Below are 24,379 nucleotides of genomic sequence, written 5' to 3' on the forward strand. Positions count from 1 at the left end.
TTCGTCCTAGGTCGACGGCGGTCGGTTCAGGGGATCAGCAGGGACTTGCCGATGGTGTTGCGTTCCGCGAGTGCCGTGTGCGCGTCGCGGGCCCGGTCCAACGGATAGCTCGCGCTGATGATGGGCCGGATCCGTCCCCGCGCCGTGAGTTCGAGCGCCTCCGCGAGCCGGTCTCGGACGGTGGCTCGGCCCGGTGGTTCCGCTTCGAGCGCGTTGGTGACGCTGACCTGTCGTTGCTCGGCCACCTGCGGGTCGATGTCGGCGAAGGTGCCGTTGGCTGCGCCGTAGGTGATGAACCGGCCACCCCGGGACGCGGTCTCGAATGCCGCCTTGCCGAGTTCGCCGCCCGCACCGTCGAAAACGAGGTCGACCCCGCCGCCGGTCAGCTCGCGCACCCGTTGGCTCCAGTCCGCTTCGGAGTAGTCGACCGTGATCTCGGTGCCCAGCTCCCGGGCAAGCCAGAGCTTTCGCTCACCGCGGGCCGCCGCGACGACTCGGGCGCCCGCATCGCGCGCCAACTGCACCAGCAGCGAACCGGCTCCGCCCGCGGCGGCTGCGACCAGCACCCATTCACCTTCCTCGATCCGCGCCGTGCGGGCGAATTGGAGGGCGGTGACGCCGTCGTGCAGCACGGCAGCGGCCGCCGGATCGTCCACGCTGTCGGGCACTTCCACCAGGTCCGCCGCGTCGGCGACGACCTGCTCGGCGTAACCGCTGGACGCCCTGGACAGGACGCGCCGCCCGACCCAGGCGGGATCCACGTCCGCACCGACGGAGGACACGCGTCCCGCACCGCCACCGCCGGGCACGTACGGAAGCCGCAGCGGGAAGGTGTCCCCGCCCCAACCGGAACGCAGCAGCGTGTGCAGATAGATGATGTCGGCGGCTGCCAGTTCCAGCACCACCTCTCCCGGACCCGCGACCGGGTTGGGCACCTCCTCGGGCACCAACACCTCGGGTCCACCGAACTCCCGCACCTGGATTGCGCGCACCACGACCACACTCCCAACGTCGACCGATCTCGTGTACGCAACCTAGAACTTCAAGTTAAGTAGAGGTCAACCTCCACTCGCGGATCTCGTGCGCGACCGCCGTGCGCCGGTGGGAGAACGCCGCGTCCTGGTGGAAACTCCGCGACCCGGTGGGAGAACGTCGGCACGCCGAGATCAACGAAGCGATAGGCTCGCGCCCGGAAGCCGGGAACCGGAGAACGTCCAGGGAGTGTCGCGGTGCGCGTCGATCCGTCCAACGTCGAGCAATTGCGCGCCTGGGACGGTGATGGCGGCGACTTCTGGGCGAAGCGCGCGGAGCGCTTCGACGAAGGGATCGCCGGCTACCACGGCAGCCTTCTCGAAGCGGCATCGATCACTCCGACCGCCAAGGTGCTCGACATCGGGTGCGGCAGCGGAAAGACGAGTCGGGACGCCGCCCGGTACGCCGTCGACGGATCGGTGCTCGGGATGGACCTGTCCACGAGCATGATCGAACTCGCCCGTCGCGCAGCGGCGAACGAGCGCATCCCGAACGCCACGTTCCAACAAGCCGACGCCCAGATCCATCCGTTCCAAGAAGCGCACTTCGACATCGCCATCAGCCGCAACGGCGCGATGTTCTTCGGCGATCCGCCTGCCGCGTTCACGAATATCGCGCGGGCCGTGCGAGCTGGTGGGCGGCTCGCACTCCTGACCTGGCAACCTTTCGAGCGCAACGAGCACATCAGGGCATTCCGCGCCGCGCTCGCGGCGGGCCGCGAATTGCCCGCGCCGCCGCAGGACGGGCCGGGGCCGTTCTCGCTGAGCGATCCCGATCGGGTGCGAACGCTGCTGACCTCGGCCGGGTTCGATGGCGTGCGGCTGGAAGCCCTCAGTGAGCCCATGTATTTCGGCCGTGACGTCGACGACGCCTGCCGGTTCGTCTCCGGCCAGTTCGCCGGGATGCTCGACGAGCTCGACGCCGACGCCCGGGCGCGTGCGCTCGACGAACTCCGGGCCAGCATGGCCGATCACCGAACCGAGCGGGGCGTGTACTACGACTCGGCGGCCTGGCTCATCGAGGCGACCCGCAGCTGACCAACGACCGCGCCGAGGCGCGGCGAGAGTCCCCACGCTGCCCGGGGACACGGCTGGCTCGGCCCGCCGGTGGACCGTCACCGTACTCGCGTGCCGACTCGGGCCGGATCCCGGCCGGGGAGTGCTCATCCGGCCGCTCCGTGGTGCGGCGAACGGAGTATGCGGTGTGGCCGTTCAGTCGGTTCGCCCGGCATGATCGCGGCACTAGCGTGACGAACGTGCCATTTCGGTCACCGTGCAACGGGGCCTGGCTGAATCCGACTGGGGCACAACAGAAAACTGCTCGAAACAAGGAGTGTTCATGCGCGTTCGTAGGTTTGCCGTCGCCGCGGCGTCCGCCGGAGCTCTGCTGGTGGCCATGGCCCCCGCGGCGTTCGCCGACCACATCGGCGATCGGTGCTCCACCCCGGACTGTGCGGGATCGGCCTCGTTCGTCAAGAACGGCGATCACCTCTACGTCTGGGACAACAAGGCCGACGGGCACTCGGCGGTGGCCGAATACACCCGCTCGGACGTCGGCCAGTTCAACCGGGCATGGAACTACTCGGGCAACAACACCAGGATCGACCACAACATGAACATGCCCGAGAACGGGACGATCCGGTACCGAGTGTGCATCGGCGAGTACAGCTCGAATGCCGACGAACGGTACGTCATCGACGGGTCGTGCTCGGACTGGAAGGAAGAACGCGCCAGCTGAGAATCGGGCCGTTTTCGAGCAGGTGCCCTCCGCGACAGCGGGGGCACCTGCCTTTCGAAAAGCAGGGTGTCCGGCTACTCCGGCGATTTGCGAGGTTCCGGCACGGGAGCCGACTCGCTGCGGCTAACGTGAAACCGTGTCCAGGACTGATTCGACGGGGTTGCCCGCGGTGCACGAGGCATGGTTGCCGAGGGAACATCCGCTGCATCGGCCCCGCCACGGCCGACGCCAGCTGACGGCGCTGGTGTGCGCGCTGTTGTTCTTCTCGGCGCCGCTGGTGACGTGGATGTTCGGGGCGCGGGCCGAACCGCTGGAGAACCGTCCGAGGACCGAGTTTCCCGGCGTCACCGATGGGTGGGGATTCTTCACCGGCTTGCACCCGTGGGCGACCGACAGTCTCCCGTTCCGCACGGAGGCGGTGCGGTCGGTCGACGCGTTCAGCCGTGGCGTTTTCGGCGAACCGGCGCAGCGGCAGGGCGGCGGCGAACCGTCCGCACCGGTCGGCGGCGATGACGACGCGAACGACACGCCGTTGCGCGAGAGCATGTTCCCGGACGTCATCGAGGGCGAGAACGGCTGGTTGTACCTGGGGCACGACGTCTCCTACCAGTGCGTCCCCCGGATGGAACTGTCCGGGGTGATGGCGTCGCTGCGCCGTTGGCGGTCGGTGGTGGAAGCGTCCGGGCGGGAATTCGAGCTGGTCATCGCCCCCGACAAGTCCAGCGTGTACCCGGAGCACCTGCCCGCGGAATACGCGGGGGAGGAGTGTTCGACCCGGCACCGCGAGCGGTTCTGGCAGAGCTTGCCGGATACCGGCGCGCTTGACCTGCGGGCTCGGTTACGGGAGTTGGCCGAACGCAACGGCAGGCCGATCTACCACGAGATCGACACGCATTGGACGCACGAGGGTGGGGTGGCGATGGTGTACCAGCTGGCCGAACAGCTGGAATCCGGCACGACCGGCACCTGGGAGCTGCGGCCGAGCCGCCGCTACGAACACAGCGCCGACATCCCCGACCTGCTCGGGCAGGACCGGACCGTCCAGATCCAGGCGTATTCACTGGCACCGGACGGCGGTGCCGACAACACCCGGTTCCGGCCGAGCGACTTCGCCGAACCGCTGCGCTTCGAGTCCTCGCCGAAGGAGGGCACGGTCGATGAGCCGGTCCGGATGGTGGGGGATTCGTTCAGCCAGTTCGCCAGCCCGTACCTGGCGGCCGCGTTCAGCGACATCGCCGTTGTGCACCCCGACACGGTTTCCGAGCAGCCGGAACGCATGGGCGAGCTGCTCGCCGAAGGTGAGTCGGTGGTCTTCGAACTGTCCGAACGGTTCGTGGCCGGCGGGCGCTACGACCTCCTCGACCCGGCCGTGATCGACCGGGTGGGAGAGGTCCTGGCAGCCCACCCGGTCGAATGAGGACGCGTCGACTCGTCGAAGCCGACTCACCTGCCTACGCGGTGCGGCTGCGGAGGCGGACGGAGCCGACCCAGCGGCACAACAGGTAGATCACGAAGGAGATCGTCGTGACGAAGGCGCTCACCGGAGCGCCCGGTGCCAGCGAGAGCAGGATCCCGCCGAGTACGGCGGCTTCCGCGAACACCACCGCCAGCAGCGTGGCCTTCACCGGGCTGGCCGTGATCCGCGCGGCAGCCGCGCCGGGCGTGACCATCAACGCCAGCACCAGCAACGCGCCGACCGTGTGTACGCCCAGGGCGGTGGCGATGCCGACGAGCACGGCGAACAACGGGGTCAGGAACCGGGTCGGAACTCCCCGCGCCGCCGCCACGTCCGGATCGATGCTGGCGAACAGCAGCGGTCGGTAGACGAACGCGAGAACGACCAGCACGACCGCGGCCGCGCCGGTCAGCAACGCGACGTCTGCCGAGTCGACACCGACGATCTGCCCGACGAGCAGGCTGAACTTGTTCGCGGTGCGCTCCGGGTTCATCCACAGCAGCAGCACCCCGAGCCCCAGTCCGAACGACAGGATCGCGCCGATCACCGAGTCCCGCTCTCCGCCGCGTTGGCCGAGCAGTCCCAGCAGCAGCGCGGCGACCACCGCGCCTCCCAGCGCGCCGACCCCGACGCTCAACCCGAACAGCAGTGCGGCGGCCGCGCCGGTGAAGGCCAGCTCGGCGGTTCCGTGCACGGCGAAGGACATCTTGCGCATGACGATCAGCGGCGCCAGCACCCCGGACACGAGTCCGAGCGCGGCCGCCGCGATCAGCGCCTGCTGCACGAACGGGTAGCTGAGCAGGTCGATCGTGGTTTCGAAGTCGAACATTTTGCTGAACGCGTCGGCCAGGGTGTTCACGCTTGCTGCTCCGCTTCGTCCACATGGTGGTGCTGATCGACCTCGTCGGTGCCGGCGACGACGAGACGGCCGCCGACCCGTGCGACCTCGATGTCGGTGCCGTACAGCTCCGACAGCGTCGCCGAGTTCATGACCTCCTCGGGGGTGCCGATGCGGAACTGCCCGTTGACGAGGTAGAGCACCCGGTCGACGAGCGGCAGCACTGGATTGATCTCGTGGGTCACGAACAGGACCGCCGCATCGGAGTCGCGTGCCTGGCCGGCGATCAGCTGGCTGACCTTGCGCTGGTAGGAGATGTCCAGGGACAGCAGCGGCTCATCGCACAGCAGCACGTCCGGGTTGCTCACGAGCGCTTGGGCCACGCGGAGCCGTTGCTGCTCGCCGCCGGAGAGCAGCCCCAGCGGCATGTCGGCGTACGCGGTGGCGTCCACCGCACGCAGCGCGTCCCGTACGCGCTGCGTGCGGGTCCGACGCGCCCGGATGCCCATACCCCAGCGGTGCCCGTCCAGGCCGAGCCCGACCAGGTCGCGGCCCCGCACGGTCAGGGTCGCCTCGAGCGAACGCTGCTGCGGGACGTAGCCGATCTTGCCGTTGCCCGCCTGCGCGGGACCACCGGCGATGTCCACCGTGCCGTTGGTCAGCTGTTGCAGGCCCAGCAGCACGCGCAGCAGGCTCGTCTTGCCCGAACCGTTCGGCCCGAGCACGGCGAGAAATTCACCCGGACGGATGTCGAGGTCGAGGCCGTCCCACAGGGTGCGCGCCCCGTAGGAGAGGCGGGCGTCCCGGAGTCGCACGGCCGGGCTGCCGTGCTCGGTGGTGGGGGAGGTGTCGAGGGCGGGTCTCACTTGTTCAGGGCTTCCTGTTCAACGCGTTCTCCAGTGCGGTGATCTGCGCATCCATCCACCGCGTGTAGTCGGTCTCCGGCGGCACCGTCTCGGTCATCTCGACCACCGGGATCCCGTTCTGCTTCGCGGTCTCGCGGACCTGCTCGGTGACCGGGGATTCGGTTTGCGGGTTGTAGACCACCACCGACGCCTCGCCCGACTTCACCGCGTCCTGGATCCGGGCGACGTCGGCGGCCGCGGGGTCGTTCCCGGATTCCACGGAGCGGACGAATCCCTGCGGCGTGACATCGCGCAGGCCCGCCTGCTCGATGAGGTAGTGGGCGATCGGCTCGGTGACGATCACCGGTGCGTCCCGGTGCTCGGCAGCGATCTGCTCGACCCGTCCCTCCAGGGTGCCGACCTGCTCGCTGAAGCGCGCAGCGGAGTCGTGGAACCGCTGGGCCTCGGCGGGACGGAGCTCGGCGAGGCGATCGGCGACCCGCTCGGCGGTTTCGTGCACGACATGCAGGTCGTACCAGACGTGCTCGTTCACCGAGTGGTCATGGCCTTGGTGACCGGTTTCGCCTTCGTGGCTCCCGTGTCCGGCTTCGCCTTGGTGACCGGTTTCGCCTTCGTGGCTCCCGTGTCCGGCTTCGCCTTGGTGACCGGTTTCGCCTTCGTGGCTCCCGTGTCCGGCTTCGCCTTCGTGCCCGCCACCGCTTTCGTGCCCGCCGACCTGGACGGCCTCGACGGATGGTGTGTCCTGGCCGCTTCCGGACATGATCTGCTCGACGAAGCTGTCGTAGCCGCCGCCGTTGAACACGACCAGGTCGGCGTCGCTGACGGTCGCCGCGTCCCGGGGGGTGCTCTCGTAGGAGTGCGGGTCCGACTCGGCGTCCTCGATGATCGATTCGACCTCGACGGACTCGCCGCCCACGGCTTGGGCGACGCTGCCCCACACGCTGGTGGAGGCGACCACGTTGATCTTCTCGCCGTTGCTGTTCTGGCCTGCTTGGTCCGTGCCGCAGGCGCTCAGGGTCAGCGCGGTGGCGGCGATACCGGCCATGGTGGTGGTGGCTCGGCGAGTCCGGAGGCTACGGAGGGTCATGTTCTTGCTGCTCCTCTGGGCGGCGCGCAGTCACGAAAGACTGTCGACGAAACGGTAACGGGAACCGTTGTCATCTGCACTTTACGCGCTGAGTACTCCCATATCCACCGAACGAGGGTCCTCACGATGTGAGCAAGAAGACGCCCCCGCCGTTCGGCGGGGGCGTGCGGATGCGACGGATCAGGCCGTCAGCCGCTCTCCGCTCGTGGGGTGGAACAGGTGCACTTCCTCGGTGTCGCGAAACTCCACGGAAACCCGTTCCCCGAGCGCGGGCGGCGTGCGCCCATCGGTACGCACGACGAAGCGCTCGGTCCGGCCGTCCACGTCGATCGAACCGTGCACCAGCGCGTCGGCGCCCAGTTCCTCCACCAGCTCGACGGTCATGGTCAGGCCGGACTCGTCGGTCGGCACCAGGCGGAGTGCTTCCGGTCGCACACCGAACGTGATCTCACCCAGGCCGTCGGCAGCCGACAGCGCGGCGCGCGGCAGTGGGATCGTGTTGCCGTCGAGGACGGCGCCTTCCGGCGAGAGCGGCACCGTCTTGAGATTCATCGCGGGCGAGCCGATGAACCCGGCGACGAACGCGTTCGCGGGCGATTCGTAGAGTTCACGCGGCGTGGCCACCTGTTGCAGTAGCCCGTCCTTGAGCACCGCGACCCGGTGGCCCATGGTCATGGCCTCGATCTGGTCGTGGGTCACGTAGATCGTGGTGGTGCCGAGGCGCTTCTGCAGGGCGGCGATGTTGGCCCGGGTCTCCACCCGAAGTTTGGCGTCGAGGTTGGACAGCGGTTCGTCCATCAGGAACACGCTGGGCTCGCGCACGATCGCGCGGCCCATCGCCACCCGCTGGCGCTGGCCGCCGGAGAGCGCCTTCGGTTTGCGGTCGAGGTACTTCTCCAGGTCGAGCATCTTCGCCGCGTCGGTGACCTTCTCCTGGATCACCGGCTTGGGGATCTTGCGGAGCTTGAGCGCGAACCCCATGTTCTCGGCGACCGTCATGTGCGGGTAGAGCGCGTAAGACTGGAACACCATCGCGATGTCCCTGGACTTGGGCGGGGCATTGGTGACGTCGTCCCCGCCGATGGTGATCGCGCCCTCGTCGACGTCCTCCAGGCCGGCGAGCATGCGGAGGGCGGTGGACTTTCCCGATCCGGAGGGGCCCACCAGCACCAGGAACTCGCCGTCGGCGACGTCGAGGCCGAGTTCGTCGACCGCTCGAACGGGCGGATTGCCCTGGTAGACGCGGGTTGCGTTGACGTAAGCGACCTCGGACATGTGATTTACCTTTCACCCGAAATCAAAGTTCGCACAACCTAGCGCTAAAACGGTTCAGAGTCAGCCCCTCATCGGAGGCGAACTCGAAGGGTGTTCAGGTAATAACCGGACGTAACCGGTCGGCAGTTGCGAAATGGGATCTGTATCATCCCTTCTTCACCCCCGCCTTCTGAACCGTTACGGTTCCTTCATGGCGCGGTCAACGAATGCCCGACGGCCTGCGACGCTAGCCTCGCTCGCAGCGGAGCTGGGGGTCTCCAGGACCACGGTGTCGAACGCTTACAACCGACCCGACCAGCTCTCGCCCGAGCTGCGCAAGCGGGTCCTCGACACCGCACGCAGGCTCGGATACCCGGGCCCCGACCCGGTTGCGCGGTCGCTCCGCACCCGGAAAGCCGGGGCGGTCGGGCTACTGCTCACCGAAAACCTCTCCTACGCCTTCCGCGATCCGGGTGCGGTCGGATTCCTCGAAGGGCTCGCGCTGGCCTGCGAAGACGCGGGGCAGGGGCTGCAGCTGATCCCGGCCAGTCCCGAACGCGAAGACGTCGCCTCGGTACACCGGGCCGGCGTCGACGGCTTCGTGGTCTACTCCGTTCCCGACGACGACCCGCACCTGGCCGCCGTGCTCGAACGGCCGGTTCCGGTGGTGATCTGCGACCAGCCGCGGATCGAAACCCTCGACTGGGTCGGCCCGGACGACGAAGGCGCGGTCAAGCTGATCGCCGACCACCTGATCAAGTTGGGGCACCGCCGGATCGGCGTGTCCTGCATGCGGTTGGCCCGCGCCCGCAACGACGGGCCCGCGTCGTTGCAGCGGCAGGCCAACGCGAGCTTCCACGTGCAGAAGGCCCGACTGACCGCGCTGGCCGAGGCGTTCAGCGAAGCAGGAGTCGACTGGACGAACGTGCCCGTCGTGGAGCGCTTCGATCACACCTCTGCCTCCGGCGCATCGGCCGCCGCGCAACTGATGGAGATCGACCCCGACATTACCGCGATCGTGTGCACGTCGGACATTCTCGCGCTCGGTGCGCTCAACGAGGCGCGCAGCCGCGGGCTGCACGTCCCGGAGAACATCACGATCACCGGTTTCGACGGCATAGTCGATGCCGAGCGGGCGGGACTGACCACGGTTCGTCAGCCGGTGTTGGAGAAGGGGCGGGCCGCGGGACGGTTGTTGCTGAACACCGCGGAACCGGGCCGCCCCCGCGAGGTCTTCCTCGAAACCCAGCTCATGACCGGGTCGACTTCAGGGCCGCCGCGTTCGGTGGAGGAACGCTGGTTCGGACCGTGAGGCCCCGGGCTCAGCAGCTCAGTAGTTGAGCCACTCGCCGTTGGCATGATCGAGAATCGTCGGATGCATCAGCGTCGAGGGCTCCAAGCCGGGAATCCGAGCCCGATCAGGTGGGAACGATGCGGCCGCCCGCAAGGTGGCCGCATCGACCGACCGGAGCGGCGGGGCGTCCTCGGGCACCCGCAGCCGCGGCGGCTCGCGCACCGTGCCCAGGTGGAAACCCCAGTCGCCGAAACTCGGTACCGACACGTGGTACGGAGTCGTCCGGATGCCCGCCGACCGAATCGTCGACTCGATGCACCAGTACGCGTTCGGCGCGAAGTACGGGGACCCCGCCTGGACGGCGATGCGTCCGTCCTCGGCGGTGCTCTGCCGCACGAGTCCGTAGAACTCCTCCGAGTAGAGCTTGGCAGTCGAGGTCGAATCCGCGTCCGGCATGTCCACCAGAACCACGTCGTAGCGGTCCCGGTTCTCGCGCAACCAGGTGAACGCGTCCGCGGATACCGTCCGAACCCTGGGATCGTCGAACGCATGGTTGTTGAGCTTCGAGATCCGCGGGTCGGTACGGGCCAGGTCGAGTACCGCCGGGTCCATCTCGACCAGCGTGACCTCCTCGACGTCCGGGTAGCGCAGCACCTCGCGCAGGCCGAGGCCGTCCCCGCCACCGAGGATCAGCACTCGTGAGTGCGAACCGGCCATCGCCGGGTGGACCAACGCCTCGTGATAGCGGTACTCGTCCACCGAGCTGAACTGCAGATCGCCGTTGAGGAACATCCGGAGGTCGCTGTTGCCGGTCAACGCGGTGGACTCGGTCAGCACGATGTCCTGGTACGGCGTTCGCTGAGCGTGCACCACGGGATCGGCGTAGAGCGCCTGCCTGGCGCCGACCTCGAAGTCGTCGGCGAACACGAAGGCGCCGCCGAGCAGGGCGCCCACCAGGACCGTCGCCGACAGCAGCGCGTATCTGGCCCGGCTGGACAGTTCGCGGCGGAACACCGTGAGGATCAGACCCAAGCCCGCCGCGGCGTTGATCAGCCCGACCAGCAGCGCACCCTGAATCTGTCCGAACAACGGCAGCAGCAGAAACGGGAACGCCAGTCCGCCGACCAGCCCACCCACGTAGTCCGCGGCGAACATGTCGGCGACCGCCGAACCCGCGTCCTGCCTGCGGATCCGTTGCAGGAGAACCATCAGCAACGGGATCTCCGCGCCGATCAGTACACCCAGCACCAGCGCGGTCACGATCAAGGCGGGCAGGTACAGGCTCAGCCAGGCGAACGCGGCGTAGAGCACGAGCACGCTGAGCCCGCCCAGCAGCGCGAGGAGGATCTCGACGGCCGCGAACGCCGCTGCCGCCCAGCGCTGCAGGGGCTTGGCGGCCAGCGCGCCCACCCCCATCGCGAACACCATCAGCGACAGCACGATCGACGCTTGCCCCACGGTGTCGCCGACCAGGTAGCTGCCGAGCGCGACCAACGCGAGTTCGTAGACGAGGCCACACGCCGCGCACACGAACACGGCCAGCAGCACCGTGACGCGCGCCAGTCTCCCGTGCGGTTCACCGGGATCCCCCGCTTCCACGTCCGGCGTCTCGGCGGTGTCAGTGCTGGTCGACATGCTGGATGGTCCTCAAGAACTCGGTGTTCCCGGTGGGTGCGGTGCGGGTGCCGTCCGGATCACCAGATGGCTGCGGCCATCAGCACCGCGATCACCACGTGCGAAGCCGCCGAGACCCAGGTCCCGGGGTGAATGTCGGTCGAGGACAGTTCGTCGCCGAGCTTGCCCGGGGTGACCGCGTCGATGAGCAGGAAGGCCAAGCTCATCAGCAACAGGCCGAGCAGACCGTAGGCCACGGTGCCGATCAGACCGGCCACCAGGTCGTTGGCGCTGGCGGCGATCGCGGTGGTGAGGATGGCTCCGACACCGATGAGGCCGGAGACCAGCAGCAGTGCCGCGTTCGGGTTGCGCCGCGTCCAGATCAGGTCTCGGAGGCTGCCTGGTGTGGCCGCGTCCACGAGCAGGTAGCCGAGAGCCATCATCAGCAGGCCGATCGCACCGAAGGCAACCGCCGAGAGCAGGCCGGTGAGCAGTTCCTGGAGCAAAGTTCGTGCCCTTCTCGTGTGGTGTTCGGTGCCCGGGACGGTCCGGGCACCGGGTCTGGAACGTCGTTACTTTCCGAAGCCGGGGCCGCGGCCCCGGAAGGTCTCGCCGTAACCACCGATCGGGCCCCAGCGGCCCCCGATGATGGTGCCGTACCGGCGGTATGCCTCGTCGTCATCGAGCACGTGGATCACCGAGCCCGCCGACCGCGGCTTGATCACCACGGCGTCGTCCTCGTACCGCAAATAGATGCTGGCGGCCTCGGTGAACTGCGACCGGGGCCGGAACTTCGCGGTGATCTCCCGCTCCACGACCTGCGGTGGCCGCGGGCTCGTGTAGGCCCGGTTGTCGCTGTCGCCACGCAGGTCCAGATGGGCGGCGCGCTCGTACCGGTCGGCCACGTAGCCACGCGGGCCGGAGTCGAACGACGAGATCGCGACGATGGCGATGATCAGCGCCAGCACGCCCGCGATGCCGGCGATGAGGAACATGAACTTGGGTTTCATCGAGTCTTTCCGCTGTCCTCGTCAGGCCGATGCCGGATAGATGCGCACGTCGTAGCGGCTGAGCGTTTCACCGGTGCTGACCTCCCAGCCGGCGTCGCCGTAGGCTTCGAAGCCGAGCATGGCCCCGTCCGCGCCCTCGTAGTCGTGGTAGCGGACGGTGCCCTGTTCGGACAGTCCGGTGGTGGCTTCGCTGCGGTAATCCGCCGACCCGGATTCGTCCGAGCGGTAGGTGCGGCCGTCGTACTCGACCTCCTTCGGCCCCGGGGACAGCTCGTCGGCCTCGACCGGTGTCCACAGTGACAGGATCAGGTCGGGATCCTCCTCGACGCTCAACCAGGCCTGTTCGCCCTTGGCGTCGTCGAGTAGGTGCTCGGACCAGGTCCAGCCGCCTTCGGAGAGTCGGACGGTGCCGCGCACCGTGTAGGACAGACCCCGTACCTCGACGATGTCCCCGGCGGTCAGCTCGCGCGGATCACCGCGGAGCGAGTCCACGTCGCCGGTGTGGAACGGGTCGGTGGGGCCGCCCGCGTCACCGGCGGGTTGCTTCTGCTTCCTGGTGCGGAGCCACATCGCGATGGCCGCGCCCAGGACCGCGAGGATGACCACCACCAGGACGACGAGCGTCGCGCCGACGATCCAGTTCATGCCCCAGCCTCTCGCGTGACAATCAGGTTCGGGCAGAGGCTATGCGGTTGACCCGAACGCCATCCGGCAATCGGGTCAAATCGTGATGCACTTCCCTCGACTCAGTGTGTTTCGAATCCCGAACGGGTTGCGAGTGCCGACCGAACGTGACAAGTCGGTCACAACGCGTCGCAACGTCTCGGCGTCGAGGCCGTGCGGCGCCCGCCGAGCCCATCCGCACGCGCATACCCCCACACGCATACCCCCACACGCATACCCCCACACGCATACCCCCAGGCGCATACCTCCGGGCGCACATCTCCGGGCGTGCCACGCCGAAACGCGTCAGGGCCGCCGGTTCGAAAACCGGCGGCCCTGATGTGGACTCGTGCGCGTCCCGTCGAACGGCGCCTCGGTCAGGCCGAGAGCAGCTGGGCGCAGCGGATCAGACCGAGGTGCGAGTACGCCTGCGGGTGGTTGCCCAGCGAGCGCTCGGCGATCGGGTCGTACTCCTCGGCGAGCAGTCCCGTCGGCCCCGCGGTGTCGACGATCTGCTGGAACAACTCCTCGGCCTGGGTACGCCTGCCGATCAGCAGGTACGCCTCGATCAGCCAAGCGGCGCACAGGTGGAAACCGCCCTCGTCACCGGGCAGTCCGTCATCGCGCCGGTAGCGGTAGACCGTCGAACCGCTGCGCAGCTCCGACTCGATCGCGTTGACCGTGGCGGTAAACCGCTCGTCGCTCGGATCGATCAGCCCGGACAGGCCCACGTGCAACGAAGCGGCGTCGAGGTCCGACCCCTCGTAGGCGGTGGTGAACGCGCGCACGTCGTCGTGCCAGCCGTTCTTGATCACGTCCTGGGAGATCTGGTCCCGCAACGGTTCCCATGTGGGGTCGGCCTCCCGGCCGAAGGTCTCGGCCAGCCGCAGCGCTCGATCCAGCGTCACCCAGCACATCACCTTGGAGTACACGTGGTGGCGCGGTTGTTCGCGCTCTTCCCAGATGCCGTGGTCGGGCTCGAACCAGCGGTGCGAGACGGCCGTGGCCATCGCCTTGATCAGGTCCCAGTCCGCATCGCGAACGTAGCCCGTGGAGTCGGCCAGGTGTGCGATCAACTCCACCACCGGGCCGAATACGTCGAGCTGCACCTGCTGGTCGGCGAGGTTGCCGACGCGGACCGGTCGGGAACCGGCATAACCGGGCAGGCTGTCGATGACAGCCTCCGGGCCGAGGCTGGTGCCCCGCAGCGTGTAGAGCGGGTGCAACCGCTCCGGTCCCGGCAGAGTGTCCAGAACCCGGTGCAACCAGTCCAGGAATCCCTCGGCCTCGTCGGTCGACCCGAGCGTGACCAGGGCCTGCGCGCTCATCGCCCCGTCGCGCAGCCAGCAGTAGCGGTAGTCCCAGTTCCGGACACCGCCGATCTCCTCGGGTAGCGAGGTGGTGGCAGCGGCCATGATGCCGCCCGTGTCCGAATTGCACAGTCCGCGCAAGGTCAGCGCCGAACGGGCCACCAAATCGGTTTCCAGCGACGGCATCGTCAGCGTGGACACCCATTCCGACCAGTACTTGTCGGCCAGCGCCCGGCGCTGGGGCTCGGTGTTCGGCGCCGGTGCCAGGTCCTCGGTTCCGCAGCGCAGCTCCAGCACGACCGGAGCGCCCTCGGAGACCTCGATCATCGCCTGCGCCGACTCGTGCATGCCGTCGGAGGTGATCTCCCACTGCACGCCGGGTGAGTGCAGGACCATCGGCTCGGACGTGCCCATGACGCGCAACCCACCGGCTTCCGGAACCAGCCGCACGGGGACCTGCCCGAACTCGGGCCGGGGAGCGAACTCCACGAGCGCCGGGTGGTTGCCGCTGATCGTGCGGATCAGGTCGGTGCGATGCGAGTCGACCCCGTGTTCGAGGTAGTCGGTCACCAGCAGTCCCGCCCAGCGGGTCTCGACGGTCATGGTGCCGGGCACGTAGCGCTGACCCAACGGTAGCGGGCTGCGCGGGGCGCCGTTGACCGTGCCGGCGGGCCGCAGGGAGAAGTGCCCCGCACCGGTGCCGCCGAGCAGATCGGCGAACACCGCCGCCGAGTCCGGACCCGGATGGCACATCCACGTCAGCCGCGCGTCGGGCGTGAGCAACGCGACGGTGCGCTCGTTGGACAGCATCGTCAGCCGCTCGATCGGTGGAGCCTGCTCACCGTAGAGCCAGGTGCGGCGCTCCTCCATCATGAACGCGAGCGCGGTGGCCACGTCCGTGGTCTCCGGCACCCGGTAGTGGGCCAGGCTTTCCTCGTCTCCGACCTTGATTCCCAGGTCGGGACCGTGCAGCCGGGCGAACGCCTTCTCGTCGGTCACGTCGTCGCCGAGGAACACCGCGGCGGTCGCGCTCACCTGGTGGCGCAGCGCCTCCAACGCGTTGCCCTTGTCGGTCTGTACCACCGACAGCTCGATCACGGCCTTGCCTTCGGTGACTTCGACGCCTTCCCAGGTGGCCGGGCCGGAGCGGATCGCGTCGAGCACCTGCTCGGCCACGTCGGTCTCGGCGCGCCGGACGTGTACGGCGACGCTGGCGGGCTTGTTCTCGAGCGTGACTCCGAGCTTGCCCTGGGTAACCTCCTGAAGCGAACGCTGCAGGCTGGTGCGCAGCTGCGTGGCTTCGGGTTCGAGTTGGTGGACGAATCCGACGTCGAACTCCGAGCCGTGGCTGCCGACCAGATGCACCTCGGCGGGAAGCCGTGACAGCGTGGCGAGATCGCGTAGCGCCCGGCCGGAGATCACGGCGGTGGTGGTGCCCGGCAACGCGGCCAGCGAACGCAGGGCGTGCACCGACTCGGGCAGTGGTTTGGCCTGGGTCGGGTCAGCCACGATCGGCGCGAGAGTGCCGTCGTAATCGCAGGCGACCAGCAGTCGAGGCGTGCGCGCGAGCTGCACCAGTACACGGCGGAGCTCGGCGGGGAGGGCTTCGGCGGTCAAAGCCATACTCCTCTGGGCGGGGTCGGGTCGGGTTCGGTATCGATCATGATCGTGGGTTCGTGTTGGTGACCGCGAACGGCGGCACCGGTGGACGTCCCCATGTTCGATCAGTGTGTCCGCGCGCGCATTATTCCCGTATCGGGGATGCGCGGTTGCTCGCACTAGTCCGCGAGGGAGGTGCCCAACGCTTCGAGGAACGACCGCGCCCAGCGGTCGACATCGTGCGTGAGCACTTGCCTACGCAATGCACGCATCCTACGGCGCCCCTCGGCTTGTTCGATGTCGAGGGCCGAGAGCAATGCTTCTTTGACACCGTTCAGGTTATGCGGATTCACGAGGAACGCGCTCGTGAGTTCCGCGGCGGCGCCGGCGAACTCGCTGAGCACCAGTGCGCCGCCGAGATCGTTCCTGCAGGCCACGTACTCCTTGCAGACGAGGTTCATGCCGTCGCGGACCGGTGTCACGACCATGACGTCGGCCGCGCAGTAGAACGCGACCAGATCTTTTCGGTCCACGGACGTGTGCAGGTAGTGCACGGCCGGATGGCCGACGCGTCCGAACTCACCGTTGATCCGGCCCACGTCGCGCTCGATGCCTTCGCGCATCTGCTTGTAGTGCTCCACGCGTTCCCGGCTGGGGGTGGCGATCTGGACCATGGCGACGTCCTCGGCCTGGAGTTGGTCCTCAGCCATCAGTTCGTGCAGCGCGTGCAGCCGCACGTCGATGCCCTTGGTGTAGTCGAGCCGGTCCACTCCGAGCATGATCTTGCGCGGGTTGCCCAGCTCCGCGCGGATCTCCTTGGCCCGCTGCTGGACCTCCTTGGTGCGCGCGAGCTGGTCCAGTTCGGACGAAGCGATCGAGATCGGGAACGCGCCCACCCGCACGGTGCGATCACCGACCTGCACCACGCCGGGGCGGGAACGCACGCCGACCTGCCCGCGGCTGGGTTCGAAGCCGGCGAGCCGCCTGGCGAGCCACAGGAAGTTCTGCGCGCCGCCCGGCCGGTGGAAGCCGACCAGGTCGGCGCCGAGCAGGCCGCGGACGATCTCGGTGCGCCACGGCAACTGCATGAACAGTTCGACCGGCGGGAAGGGGATGTGCAGGAAGAAGCCGATGCGCAGGTCCGGGCGCAGTTCCCGCAGCATCGCGGGCACGAGCTGCAGTTGGTAATCCTGCACCCACACCGTCGCGCCCTCGGCGCTGACCTCCGCGGCGGCTTCGGCGAACCGTTGGTTGACCCGCTGGTACGCCTCCCACCAGGAGCGGTCGAACACCGGCGAGACGACCACGTCGTGGTAGAGCGGCCACAGCGTCGCGTTCGAGAAACCTTCGTAGTACTCCCGGAACTCCTCGGACGAGAGCCGTACGGGGTGCAGGTGCAGGTCGTCGTCCATGAACGGTTCGACATCGATGTCGGCAACCCCGGGCCAGCCCACCCACGCGCCCTGGCGGGCCCGCAAGAACGGTTCCAGGGCGGTGACGAGCCCGCCCGGGCTGTGCTTCCAGCGCTGGGTGCCGTCGTCGAGACGTTCCAGATCCACCGGCAGCCGGTTGGCCACGACGACGAAATCCGCTCGGTCGGGCTTGCTGCCCCTACTCACCGGTGTGCCTCCTCGATAGCCGGGCCGATGCGCGGAGTCCACGACCGAACCCCGTCTCGCCCTGTACCCCGTCGCGAGGTTAGCCAATCGCGGCTCGGCGTGCGTGCTTCGTGTGCTTCCACACCGAGCCGCCTAGGCCGGTCAGTCGAGCCTGCGTCGCGTGGGGCGTAGTGGCCCCGACATCCGGGGTCCGGCCAGGCGCCGTTCCAAGTGCCCCAGGCTCGTGCGAACGGGTTGGGCGAGGTACTCGCCGAGCACGATCCCGGCACCGAGGGCGAGCCCGGTCGCGACCGCCACCATGAGGGTGGGGATGCCGCCGGGGGTTCCGACGACGGCCAGTTCGTACAGGCCCTGGTACGTGGCCAGACCGGGCAGCAGCGGAGCGACGCCGGACACGGCGATGACCAGAACGGGAATCCGGAGCCGCCGGGCGACGATGCCGCCGATGAGACCGACCACGGTGGTGGACACGGCGCTGGCGAGCACCGAGTTGACGTCGCCGAGCGTCAGCAGCATCGACGACACGGTGGCCGCGATCGCTCCACCGATGCCCGCGGCGATCAGCGGGCGTGGTGGCGCGTAGCTGGCGAGTGCGAAGCATGCGGACGTCGACGCGCCCGCCAGCGTCTGCACCGGCAGGTGCAGCGCGGGAGAACCGATCTGTGCGCTGCCGATGTCCTGCATCATGCTCTCGTGCACGCCGCCACCGACGGCGACGTTGCCGAACAGGCTCAGCCCGCCGTAGAGGGCCAGCAGCACGCCCGCGATCAGTCCTGCCGACATGAGCGCGAGTTCGAGGATGCGGCCGGCGGCCGTGACGTTATAACCGGTGATCGCGTCCTGCATCGAACCGACGACGGTCATTCCCGACAGCAGCACGATGATGCTGGCCGCGACCGCGAGAGCGGCGTCGGGAAGCAGGCCCGTCATGTAGAAGCCCACGGCGATCGTCGTGGCGATCGCACCACCGACCGCCTGCTGGAAGAAGAACGGTAGTGCGCGTTGGTTCAGGAATCTGCCGACCCGGTCGACGAGTGCCGTCGCGGCGGCGGCCACCACCGCGAGTCCGGGGGTGCCACCGAGCAGGACCGACAGCGAAGCCGCCATCCCGGCCCAGGCGAGCGTCGCGACCCAGCGGGGGAACGGGTGCGGTGCGGTGGTGATCCGGTCCAGCTCGGCGTAGGCATCGTTGGCGGAGATGTTGCCCGCGGTGATGTCCCGGACCAGGTCCTCCACCGCCGCCAGCCGTGTGTAGTCCAGCGAGCGGTTCCGGACCACTCGAAGGGAGGTGATCGGCAGCGATTCGGTTCCGCGGTAGCAGGAAACGGTGATCGACGTGTAGATGACGTCGACCTCGCAGTGCGGCAGACCGTAGGCGCTGACGACCCCGATGATCGTTGCGGTGACGTCGGAGGCACCCGCGCCGCTGGCCATCTGGACCTCGCCGATGCGTAAGCCGAGGTCCATGACGAGATGAACAGTTGATTCCTCGGGCAGTTCCGGCCCGTAGACGACGTTGCGAGCACCGACGGTCTCGGCCTGCTCGCGCCGCCGCAGCACACCCCGGGCGCGCTGCGTGATTCCCACCGCGTTCCTACCTTCCTGCTTCACCGCCGCATGATCGGCGGGCGTTTTTCGCTGATCTTCCCCTCGGCCATCGGCACAGCCGTGCAGACCGTTGCACCCCGGACGGGTGGTGTCCATCACGATGCTCCCGGACGGCCGAAATCCACCTGGTGGACAGTGGAAACGGGTGTTTGTCGGGGCACCGTTCGGGCGGTGTATGCCGGATGCTTACGATGTGCACGCGCCTTTCCGGCGCGTGCCGCTGTAGCTCAGTTGGTAGAGCACCCGCCTTGTAAGCGGACGGTCAGGGGTTCGATTCCCCTCAGCGGCTCCCAGAGTAGCTGACCAGCGTAAACGCGATCTCAGTGGGCAGGACGACGCTACCCGGCGGTTCTCGGGTGGGTTCGCGGCGATCCGACCTCGCCCGGTCGCGTCCACGGGGTCGCGTCCACCGGGCGAGGTCGGGGGCGTTCAGTCGTGTTCCATGCCCTTGCCGGTCGGTCCTCGGGTCCCGTGCGGTGTCGGCCTGCCCGGCTCGCGCGGTCCTTGTGGGCTCACCGGCGAGTCCGCCCGCGAGTGCTGGGGCGTGTCGGAGGGTTCGTGCTCGGCCCCCGGCGAGGGGGTGGCGCCCTGTTCGAGCTCTTCCAGGCGGTGCCGGAGCACCTCGACGACCGGTAGCCGATTCCCGTGGGCGTGTTCGTGGTTGAGGACTTCGCGGAGTTCGTCGCTGGTGAGTGAGCGAATACGATGCCGCAACGTGGTGAGCGGGAGTTCGTCGTAGCCTGCCAGCGGAAGGGGCTGCTCCGACATCACACTGTCCTTTCTGCCGAACCGGCTGTTCGTTCGGATGGCGGGCAATTGTGCGCTCAATCCGCGGAGGTCACGACGGGAGCCAGCCACCCGTCCGAAGCGGTGCTCCAGTCGGCGCTTCGCTCCCACCCGGCGGCGCGGAGTTCGTCGTCGGCCGCGGTCGCTTCCTCATTCGCCGGGAGTTGCAACTCGGTGACCGTTGCGCCCCGGTCGTCTCGAACGACGATGACCGGGCCCTGATCTTTCCCAGCGGACAGGACGTGCGCGGTGTGAGCCATTGGTGACGCCTTTCGCCTCGGCCCTCGCCCTGAGGGCAACTTCTCGGTGCCGTCCGGCTACCCGTGTGCGCCCGCGGTCAATCGTGGTCCGGCGGATCGCTGCCGAGCGCGGTGGTCGAGCCCCGCGTGCCGCACCGCCCGCGGCACGGCCCGGGATCGGCGTGTCGGACGCCGAACGGAAATCCGTTCCGGTCCGAGCACAGCACCGGGTTCTCGGCGGCGGTGTCCTGCGGTTCCTCGATCACCGCGCCACCGCCTGCCCGGACCTCCGCAACGCAGCGCCTGATGTCCGTGCTGGGAAAGTGGGCCAGCCACGACGACCGCCGATCGGATGGAGCGGAGCCGGTTGTCGGGAGCGTGGTCACGGCGCCGACGGCCCGGTCGCCCACCAGCCAGTCCGCCCCGCCCGCCGCGCGGACTCGGAGCTCCCAGCCGAAGACGATCGCGTAGAAGTCTTCGGCGCGATGCGGGTCCGGCGTGCGCAGCTCGGGCCACACCGGGCAGGTGCCCGCTCGCGCCGGTGGTCCATGGCCGCGCGGCGGTTGCCACGCCGCGATCCCCGCTCCGTCCGGGTCGGTGAGCACCACGCGACGTCCCCGGTCGGGGAGCTCCGTCGGTGCCACGAGCACGCGGGCGCCGAGGTCGGTGGCAACCGTGGCGATCCCGTCGACGTCGTGGACGGCGATGTGGGTGAGCCACCCTCCGGGGCCCCCGGTCCAGCGCGGTTCGATCACGCCGACGATCTCGTCCCGAGCTAAGCACACTCGACTACCGTCCGTGTCGGGTTCGCTGATCGTCCACCCGGGCAGATGACCGTAGAAGTCTGCGGTCGCCGCAGGCCCGGGGGTGCCGAGCGCGGCCCAGCACGGTGTTCCGGGTGGGGTGCGTGGAAAGTCGGATTCGCCGCTCATGAGCTCTCGCCAGCGGTCGTTCGGACCAGTGGAGTACGTCGATCGGAATGCTGGCCAGCCTGCGGTGGGCCTAGCGGGTGTGCATCTCGATCTGCGAACCGGAAATGGGCGAACCGGGCGAATGGTGGCGAATAGTGACCATTCGATTGATTTCTAACTCTTTCGAGTGAAGTTTGTGCGAGTCGGGTCCTACCGGATCCACAGCGTCTCTACTCCCGATCCAGAGGAGATCAGCGTGTCGCTCGCACGAACCCTCTCCGGTGCCGTCGGCGTCGCCCTGGCGGCCGCCACGTTCGCTGCCCCGGCCCAGGCAGCGCCGACCCAGGAAGCACCCGCCCAGACGCCGCCTGCTCAGGGCGCGGCTGTCCAGGCCGCCCAGCCGACGGACTGGCAGCCGTACATCATCGACGGCGAGGTCGCGGAGAACGCTCCGTGGGCGGCCCGCCTGTTCAACCAGGGGCAGGAGGCATGCACCGCCTCGGTGATCGCTCCGGAATGGGTGCTCACCGCCGAGCACTGCGTGGCCGGGTCGGGCGGGGATATCAGCTTCAATGTGGGCAGTCTCAACCAGCACGAGGGGGAGACCTTCAACGCGAAGCCCGGCGGCGTGCACGTGCACGACACCGCCGACCTCGCGCTGGTCAACGTCGAGGGCACGATGAACGTCGAAGCCGCCCCGCTCGGCGAAGCGGGAGATGTCGCGGTCGGGGATACCGTGCGGACCTATGGCTGGGGAGCCACCTGCACCGACCAGCCCGAGATCGACTGCCAGTCCGACGTGCTGAAGGTCGCCGAGGTCGATGTCACCGCCATCGACTGCGCGGACTACCGGGGCGGAACGGCGGTCTGCGCGGACCGGAACAACGGCATCCCGGCGGGCGGCGACTCCGGTGGGCCGATGTTCGCGGGTGACGTGCAGGTCGGTGTCGCTTCGACCAGCGACCGGGTCAGCCGGACCGCCTACACCAACATCACCGAGTACCGGGACTGGATCAGCTCCCTCGCGGGCGTCTGAGGCACGATCTCAGCAGCGGTGACCCAACAGCAGTACCCCCCCGTGGGGCCGGGAGCCATTCCCCGGCCCCACGGGCTGGTTCGGAGCGGGGCCCGGCTCGTACCGAGCGGGGTCCGCCGGGGTGCGCGTGCACCCCGGGTGACCGGATGTGGTCAAGAGCACAGCAAGATCGAGCTGATCGGGGGGTGCGAGATCGGCGGCGTCGCACGGCCGATTCCGGCCCGGTCGGCGCGCGTCTGGGCAGTCTGGGGCCCGGGGGTGTTTTCCCAGGTCACGCCCCGTGTCCGAAAAAATATCGATCAAAGTGGTATGTAGATCGTTAGCATTATCGTTGCCGAATGTGCAACGTTCATGTCGTGCTCGTCACGTGAAAAAACGCGAAATCCCTGGTGAGGAAGTCCGGAAACGAGCGTAAGCCTGACGCGTTTCGGATGTTCTGTTAAGTTGGCAAAGCATGACCGGCGACAAACCCAGCCATAACGGCGAGAAGCGGAATGGCGGAAGCGGTTCTACCGGGCGATTGGAGATCGACAACCCAGTCGTCGCGGACGGTCCAGCGCTCTTTCGGATCACGAGTGATTCGCAAGTGCTCGATGTGAACTCATCCTATGCGTATCTTATGTGGTGTCGGGACTTCGCGGACACCTCCGTGGTGGCGCGCGTCGACGGCGCGGTCGTGGGCTTTGTGACCGGATACATCCGACCGGATGCGCCGGACACGATCATGGTCTGGCAGGTGGCCGTCGACGCTTCCCAGCGCGGTGGTGGTGTCGCGGGCAAGCTTCTGAACCATCTGCTGGATCAGGTGCTGGCGCGCGGCGTGCGTTTCCTGGAAACGACCATTACCGCCGATAACACCGCATCGATCAAGCTCTTCTCGGGATTGGCCCGGGATCGGTCTGCGGAGCTCGTGTCCAGCGAGTTGTTCACGCCGGACCTGTTCCCGGATGCGCACGAGGGAGAGGACCTCTATCGCATCGGCCCCTTCGCGCAGCAGCCGGCCGAGGCCGCGCGGCCCCCGGGTGGGCGCTGATCCGGCGTCGGGGATGCATCCGCCGCAACCTGCCCGCGGGCCTGTCGAAGCCCCGTGGAACCCAGACCTATGGAGCCGGCCGCCGCGAGACGTGCTGACGGCGGCCAGGCCGAACGGAGGATCGTGAACGACATCTTCGCAAGCTTGGAATCCGAGGTTCGAAGCTACAGCCGCACTTGGCCGACGACTTTCGATCGAGCGGTGGGGAGTTGGCTCTACGGCGAGGACGGCACCCCGTACCTTGATTTCTTCGCCGGTGCGGGTGCGCTGAATTACGGTCACAACAACCCGGTGCTGAAGCGCAAACTGATCGAGTACATCGAGCGGGACGGCGTGACGCACGGGCTGGATCAGGCCACGGCGGCCAAACGAGAGTTTCTCGAAACTATGAACGAGAAACTGCTCAAACCTCGCGGCCTCGATTACAAGGTCCAGTTCCCCGGACCGACCGGAACCAACTCGGTCGAGTCGGCGCTGAAGCTCGCCCGCAAGATCACCGGCCGTGAATCGATCATCAGTTTCACCAACGCGTTCCACGGCATGACGCTGGGTTCGCTCTCGGTGACCGGTAACTCCATGAAGCGCGGTGGGGCGGGCATCCCGCTGGTGCACGCCACGCCGATGCCCTACGACAACTACTTCGAGGGGCAGTACCCCGACTTCCTGTACTTCGAGCGGTTGCTCGAGGACAGCGGCAGCGGACTCAACGAGCCGGCCGCGGTGATCGTCGAGACGTTGCAGGGTGAGGGCGGCATCAACTCCTCCCGTGCCGAGTGGCTGCGCGGCCTCTACGAGCTCTGCCAGAAGCACGGCATCCTGCTGATCGTCGACGACGTGCAGATGGGCTGCGGTCGTACCGGCCCGTTCTTCAGCTTCGAGGAAGCAGGCATCACGCCGGACATCGTCTGCATGTCCAAGTCGATCGGTGGCTACGGCCTGCCGATGGCGCTGACGCTCGTCAAGTCGGAGCACGACGTGTGGGAGCCCGGCGAGCACAACGGCACCTTCCGCGGCAACAACCCCTCGTTCGTCACGGCAACCGAGGCGCTCAAGGAGTACTGGTCCGACGACAAGCTGGAGAAGGCCACCATCGCCAAGGGCGAGCGCGTCGGCCAGGTGCTCCAGGAGATCACCGAGAAGCATGCGGGCACGCTCGCCAAGGGTCGTGGACTCGCACGCGGGCTCGGCTTCGACGATCCCGATCTCGCGGGCAAGGTCTCGAAGGCCGCGTTCGACCGCAAGCTGATCCTGGAGACCTCCGGGCCGCAGAGCGAGGTCATCAAGATCATGCCGCCGCTGACCATCACCGAAGATGAGCTCGAACAGGGACTTCAGATCCTGGTCGAATCGGTGCAAGCTGTGCTGGCCTGACCCGAACACCGCTTGA

Annotated in this window: 21 protein-coding genes, 1 tRNA gene and 1 pseudogene; 8 read left to right on the forward strand and 15 right to left on the reverse strand. The window is 68.1% G+C overall.

Features of this window, described 5'->3' with window-relative positions; all coding sequences use genetic code 11:
- Window positions 1-26: 26 nt before the first annotated feature.
- Window positions 27-995: a zinc-binding dehydrogenase gene (locus tag ACYVAN_RS06210; RefSeq protein ID WP_460956600.1), complete on the reverse strand. Its 969-nt coding sequence runs from the start codon at window positions 993-995 to the stop codon at window positions 27-29.
- A gap of 234 nt (window positions 996-1,229) precedes the next feature.
- On the opposite strand from ACYVAN_RS06210, the gene ACYVAN_RS06215 reads away from it, so the two are divergent.
- From ACYVAN_RS06215 to ACYVAN_RS06225, 3 genes are all read left to right on the forward strand, one after another.
- Window positions 1,230-2,069 (forward strand): class I SAM-dependent methyltransferase, encoded by an 840-nt coding sequence (locus ACYVAN_RS06215; protein WP_460956601.1) that lies wholly within the window; start codon window positions 1,230-1,232, stop codon window positions 2,067-2,069.
- 301 nt (window positions 2,070-2,370) lie between these two features.
- Window positions 2,371-2,769 carry a hypothetical protein gene (locus tag ACYVAN_RS06220; protein WP_460956603.1) on the forward strand — a complete coding sequence of 133 codons (399 nt, stop codon included), beginning with the start codon at window positions 2,371-2,373 and terminating at the stop codon, window positions 2,767-2,769.
- Window positions 2,770-2,905: 136 nt separating this feature from the next.
- The gene (locus ACYVAN_RS06225; RefSeq protein WP_460956604.1) at window positions 2,906-4,186 is read left to right on the forward strand and encodes an alginate O-acetyltransferase AlgX-related protein; all 1,281 of its coding nucleotides are present in this window, start codon (window positions 2,906-2,908) and stop codon (window positions 4,184-4,186) included.
- 34 nt (window positions 4,187-4,220) lie between these two features.
- On the opposite strand, the gene ACYVAN_RS06230 is transcribed toward ACYVAN_RS06225, so the two are convergent.
- From ACYVAN_RS06230 to ACYVAN_RS06245, 4 genes and pseudogenes are all read right to left on the reverse strand, one after another.
- A complete protein-coding gene (locus ACYVAN_RS06230; protein ID WP_460956606.1) occupies window positions 4,221-5,084 on the reverse strand; it encodes a metal ABC transporter permease in 864 nt (287 codons plus the stop codon).
- Window positions 5,081-5,818: pseudogene (locus ACYVAN_RS06235) on the reverse strand (metal ABC transporter ATP-binding protein); the annotation flags it as partial. The pseudogene ACYVAN_RS06235 and the gene ACYVAN_RS06230, both read right to left, overlap by 4 nt.
- 115 nt (window positions 5,819-5,933) lie before the next feature.
- Complete coding sequence (locus ACYVAN_RS06240; RefSeq protein WP_460956608.1) at window positions 5,934-7,016, reverse strand: metal ABC transporter solute-binding protein, Zn/Mn family; 1,083 nt, start codon at window positions 7,014-7,016, stop codon at window positions 5,934-5,936.
- A 180-nt stretch (window positions 7,017-7,196) separates the two neighbouring features.
- A complete protein-coding gene (locus tag ACYVAN_RS06245; protein WP_460956610.1) occupies window positions 7,197-8,291 on the reverse strand; it encodes an ABC transporter ATP-binding protein in 1,095 nt (364 codons plus the stop codon).
- Window positions 8,292-8,559: 268 nt separating this feature from the next.
- Here ACYVAN_RS06245 and ACYVAN_RS06250 point away from each other — a divergent pair, with 268 nt between their 5' ends.
- Window positions 8,560-9,582: a LacI family DNA-binding transcriptional regulator gene (locus ACYVAN_RS06250; RefSeq protein WP_460956612.1), complete on the forward strand. Its 1,023-nt coding sequence runs from the start codon at window positions 8,560-8,562 to the stop codon at window positions 9,580-9,582.
- Between the two features lie 18 nt (window positions 9,583-9,600).
- Here the strand turns inward: ACYVAN_RS06250 and ACYVAN_RS06255 are convergent, their stop codons facing one another.
- The 7 genes from ACYVAN_RS06255 to ACYVAN_RS06285 form a co-directional block, all read right to left on the reverse strand.
- Window positions 9,601-11,199 (reverse strand): polyamine aminopropyltransferase, encoded by a 1,599-nt coding sequence (locus tag ACYVAN_RS06255; RefSeq protein WP_460956615.1) that lies wholly within the window; start codon window positions 11,197-11,199, stop codon window positions 9,601-9,603.
- Between the two features lie 59 nt (window positions 11,200-11,258).
- The gene (locus tag ACYVAN_RS06260) at window positions 11,259-11,684 is read right to left on the reverse strand and encodes a DUF350 domain-containing protein (protein WP_460956617.1); all 426 of its coding nucleotides are present in this window, start codon (window positions 11,682-11,684) and stop codon (window positions 11,259-11,261) included.
- A gap of 66 nt (window positions 11,685-11,750) precedes the next feature.
- Window positions 11,751-12,188, reverse strand: coding sequence for a DUF4247 domain-containing protein (locus ACYVAN_RS06265; protein ID WP_460956619.1), 438 nt, complete (start codon window positions 12,186-12,188; stop codon window positions 11,751-11,753).
- A 21-nt stretch (window positions 12,189-12,209) separates the two neighbouring features.
- Window positions 12,210-12,833 (reverse strand): DUF4178 domain-containing protein, encoded by a 624-nt coding sequence (locus ACYVAN_RS06270; protein WP_460956620.1) that lies wholly within the window; start codon window positions 12,831-12,833, stop codon window positions 12,210-12,212.
- Window positions 12,834-13,228: 395 nt separating this feature from the next.
- Window positions 13,229-15,778, reverse strand: coding sequence for a trehalose-phosphatase (gene otsB, locus ACYVAN_RS06275; protein ID WP_460956622.1), 2,550 nt, complete (start codon window positions 15,776-15,778; stop codon window positions 13,229-13,231).
- Between the two features lie 161 nt (window positions 15,779-15,939).
- The gene (locus ACYVAN_RS06280; protein ID WP_460956624.1) at window positions 15,940-17,379 is read right to left on the reverse strand and encodes an alpha,alpha-trehalose-phosphate synthase (UDP-forming); all 1,440 of its coding nucleotides are present in this window, start codon (window positions 17,377-17,379) and stop codon (window positions 15,940-15,942) included.
- 141 nt (window positions 17,380-17,520) lie between these two features.
- The gene (locus ACYVAN_RS06285) at window positions 17,521-18,990 is read right to left on the reverse strand and encodes a threonine/serine exporter family protein (protein ID WP_460956626.1); all 1,470 of its coding nucleotides are present in this window, start codon (window positions 18,988-18,990) and stop codon (window positions 17,521-17,523) included.
- Window positions 18,991-19,203: 213 nt separating this feature from the next.
- Here ACYVAN_RS06285 and ACYVAN_RS06290 point away from each other — a divergent pair.
- A tRNA-Thr gene (locus ACYVAN_RS06290) sits at window positions 19,204-19,276 on the forward strand.
- Between the two features lie 140 nt (window positions 19,277-19,416).
- On the opposite strand, the gene ACYVAN_RS06295 is transcribed toward ACYVAN_RS06290, so the two are convergent.
- From ACYVAN_RS06295 to ACYVAN_RS06305, 3 genes are all read right to left on the reverse strand, one after another.
- Window positions 19,417-19,755 carry a hypothetical protein gene (locus tag ACYVAN_RS06295; protein WP_460956628.1) on the reverse strand — a complete coding sequence of 113 codons (339 nt, stop codon included), beginning with the start codon at window positions 19,753-19,755 and terminating at the stop codon, window positions 19,417-19,419.
- A 56-nt stretch (window positions 19,756-19,811) separates the two neighbouring features.
- The gene (locus ACYVAN_RS06300) at window positions 19,812-20,033 is read right to left on the reverse strand and encodes a hypothetical protein (protein ID WP_460956630.1); all 222 of its coding nucleotides are present in this window, start codon (window positions 20,031-20,033) and stop codon (window positions 19,812-19,814) included.
- 77 nt (window positions 20,034-20,110) lie between these two features.
- Window positions 20,111-20,944: a VOC family protein gene (locus ACYVAN_RS06305; protein ID WP_460956632.1), complete on the reverse strand. Its 834-nt coding sequence runs from the start codon at window positions 20,942-20,944 to the stop codon at window positions 20,111-20,113.
- A 235-nt stretch (window positions 20,945-21,179) separates the two neighbouring features.
- On the opposite strand from ACYVAN_RS06305, the gene ACYVAN_RS06310 reads away from it, so the two are divergent.
- The 3 genes from ACYVAN_RS06310 to ectB all read left to right on the forward strand — a co-directional run bounded on the left by ACYVAN_RS06310 (window position 21,180) and on the right by ectB (window position 24,363).
- Window positions 21,180-21,959 carry a S1 family peptidase gene (locus tag ACYVAN_RS06310; RefSeq protein ID WP_460956634.1) on the forward strand — a complete coding sequence of 260 codons (780 nt, stop codon included), beginning with the start codon at window positions 21,180-21,182 and terminating at the stop codon, window positions 21,957-21,959.
- A gap of 454 nt (window positions 21,960-22,413) precedes the next feature.
- The gene (gene ectA / locus ACYVAN_RS06315) at window positions 22,414-22,992 is read left to right on the forward strand and encodes a diaminobutyrate acetyltransferase (protein WP_460956635.1); all 579 of its coding nucleotides are present in this window, start codon (window positions 22,414-22,416) and stop codon (window positions 22,990-22,992) included.
- Between the two features lie 123 nt (window positions 22,993-23,115).
- Window positions 23,116-24,363: a diaminobutyrate--2-oxoglutarate transaminase gene (gene ectB, locus ACYVAN_RS06320; RefSeq protein ID WP_460956637.1), complete on the forward strand. Its 1,248-nt coding sequence runs from the start codon at window positions 23,116-23,118 to the stop codon at window positions 24,361-24,363.
- The last annotated feature ends 16 nt before the right edge of the window (window positions 24,364-24,379 follow it).

The sequence above is a fragment of the Parasphingorhabdus pacifica genome (genome assembly GCF_054779195.1).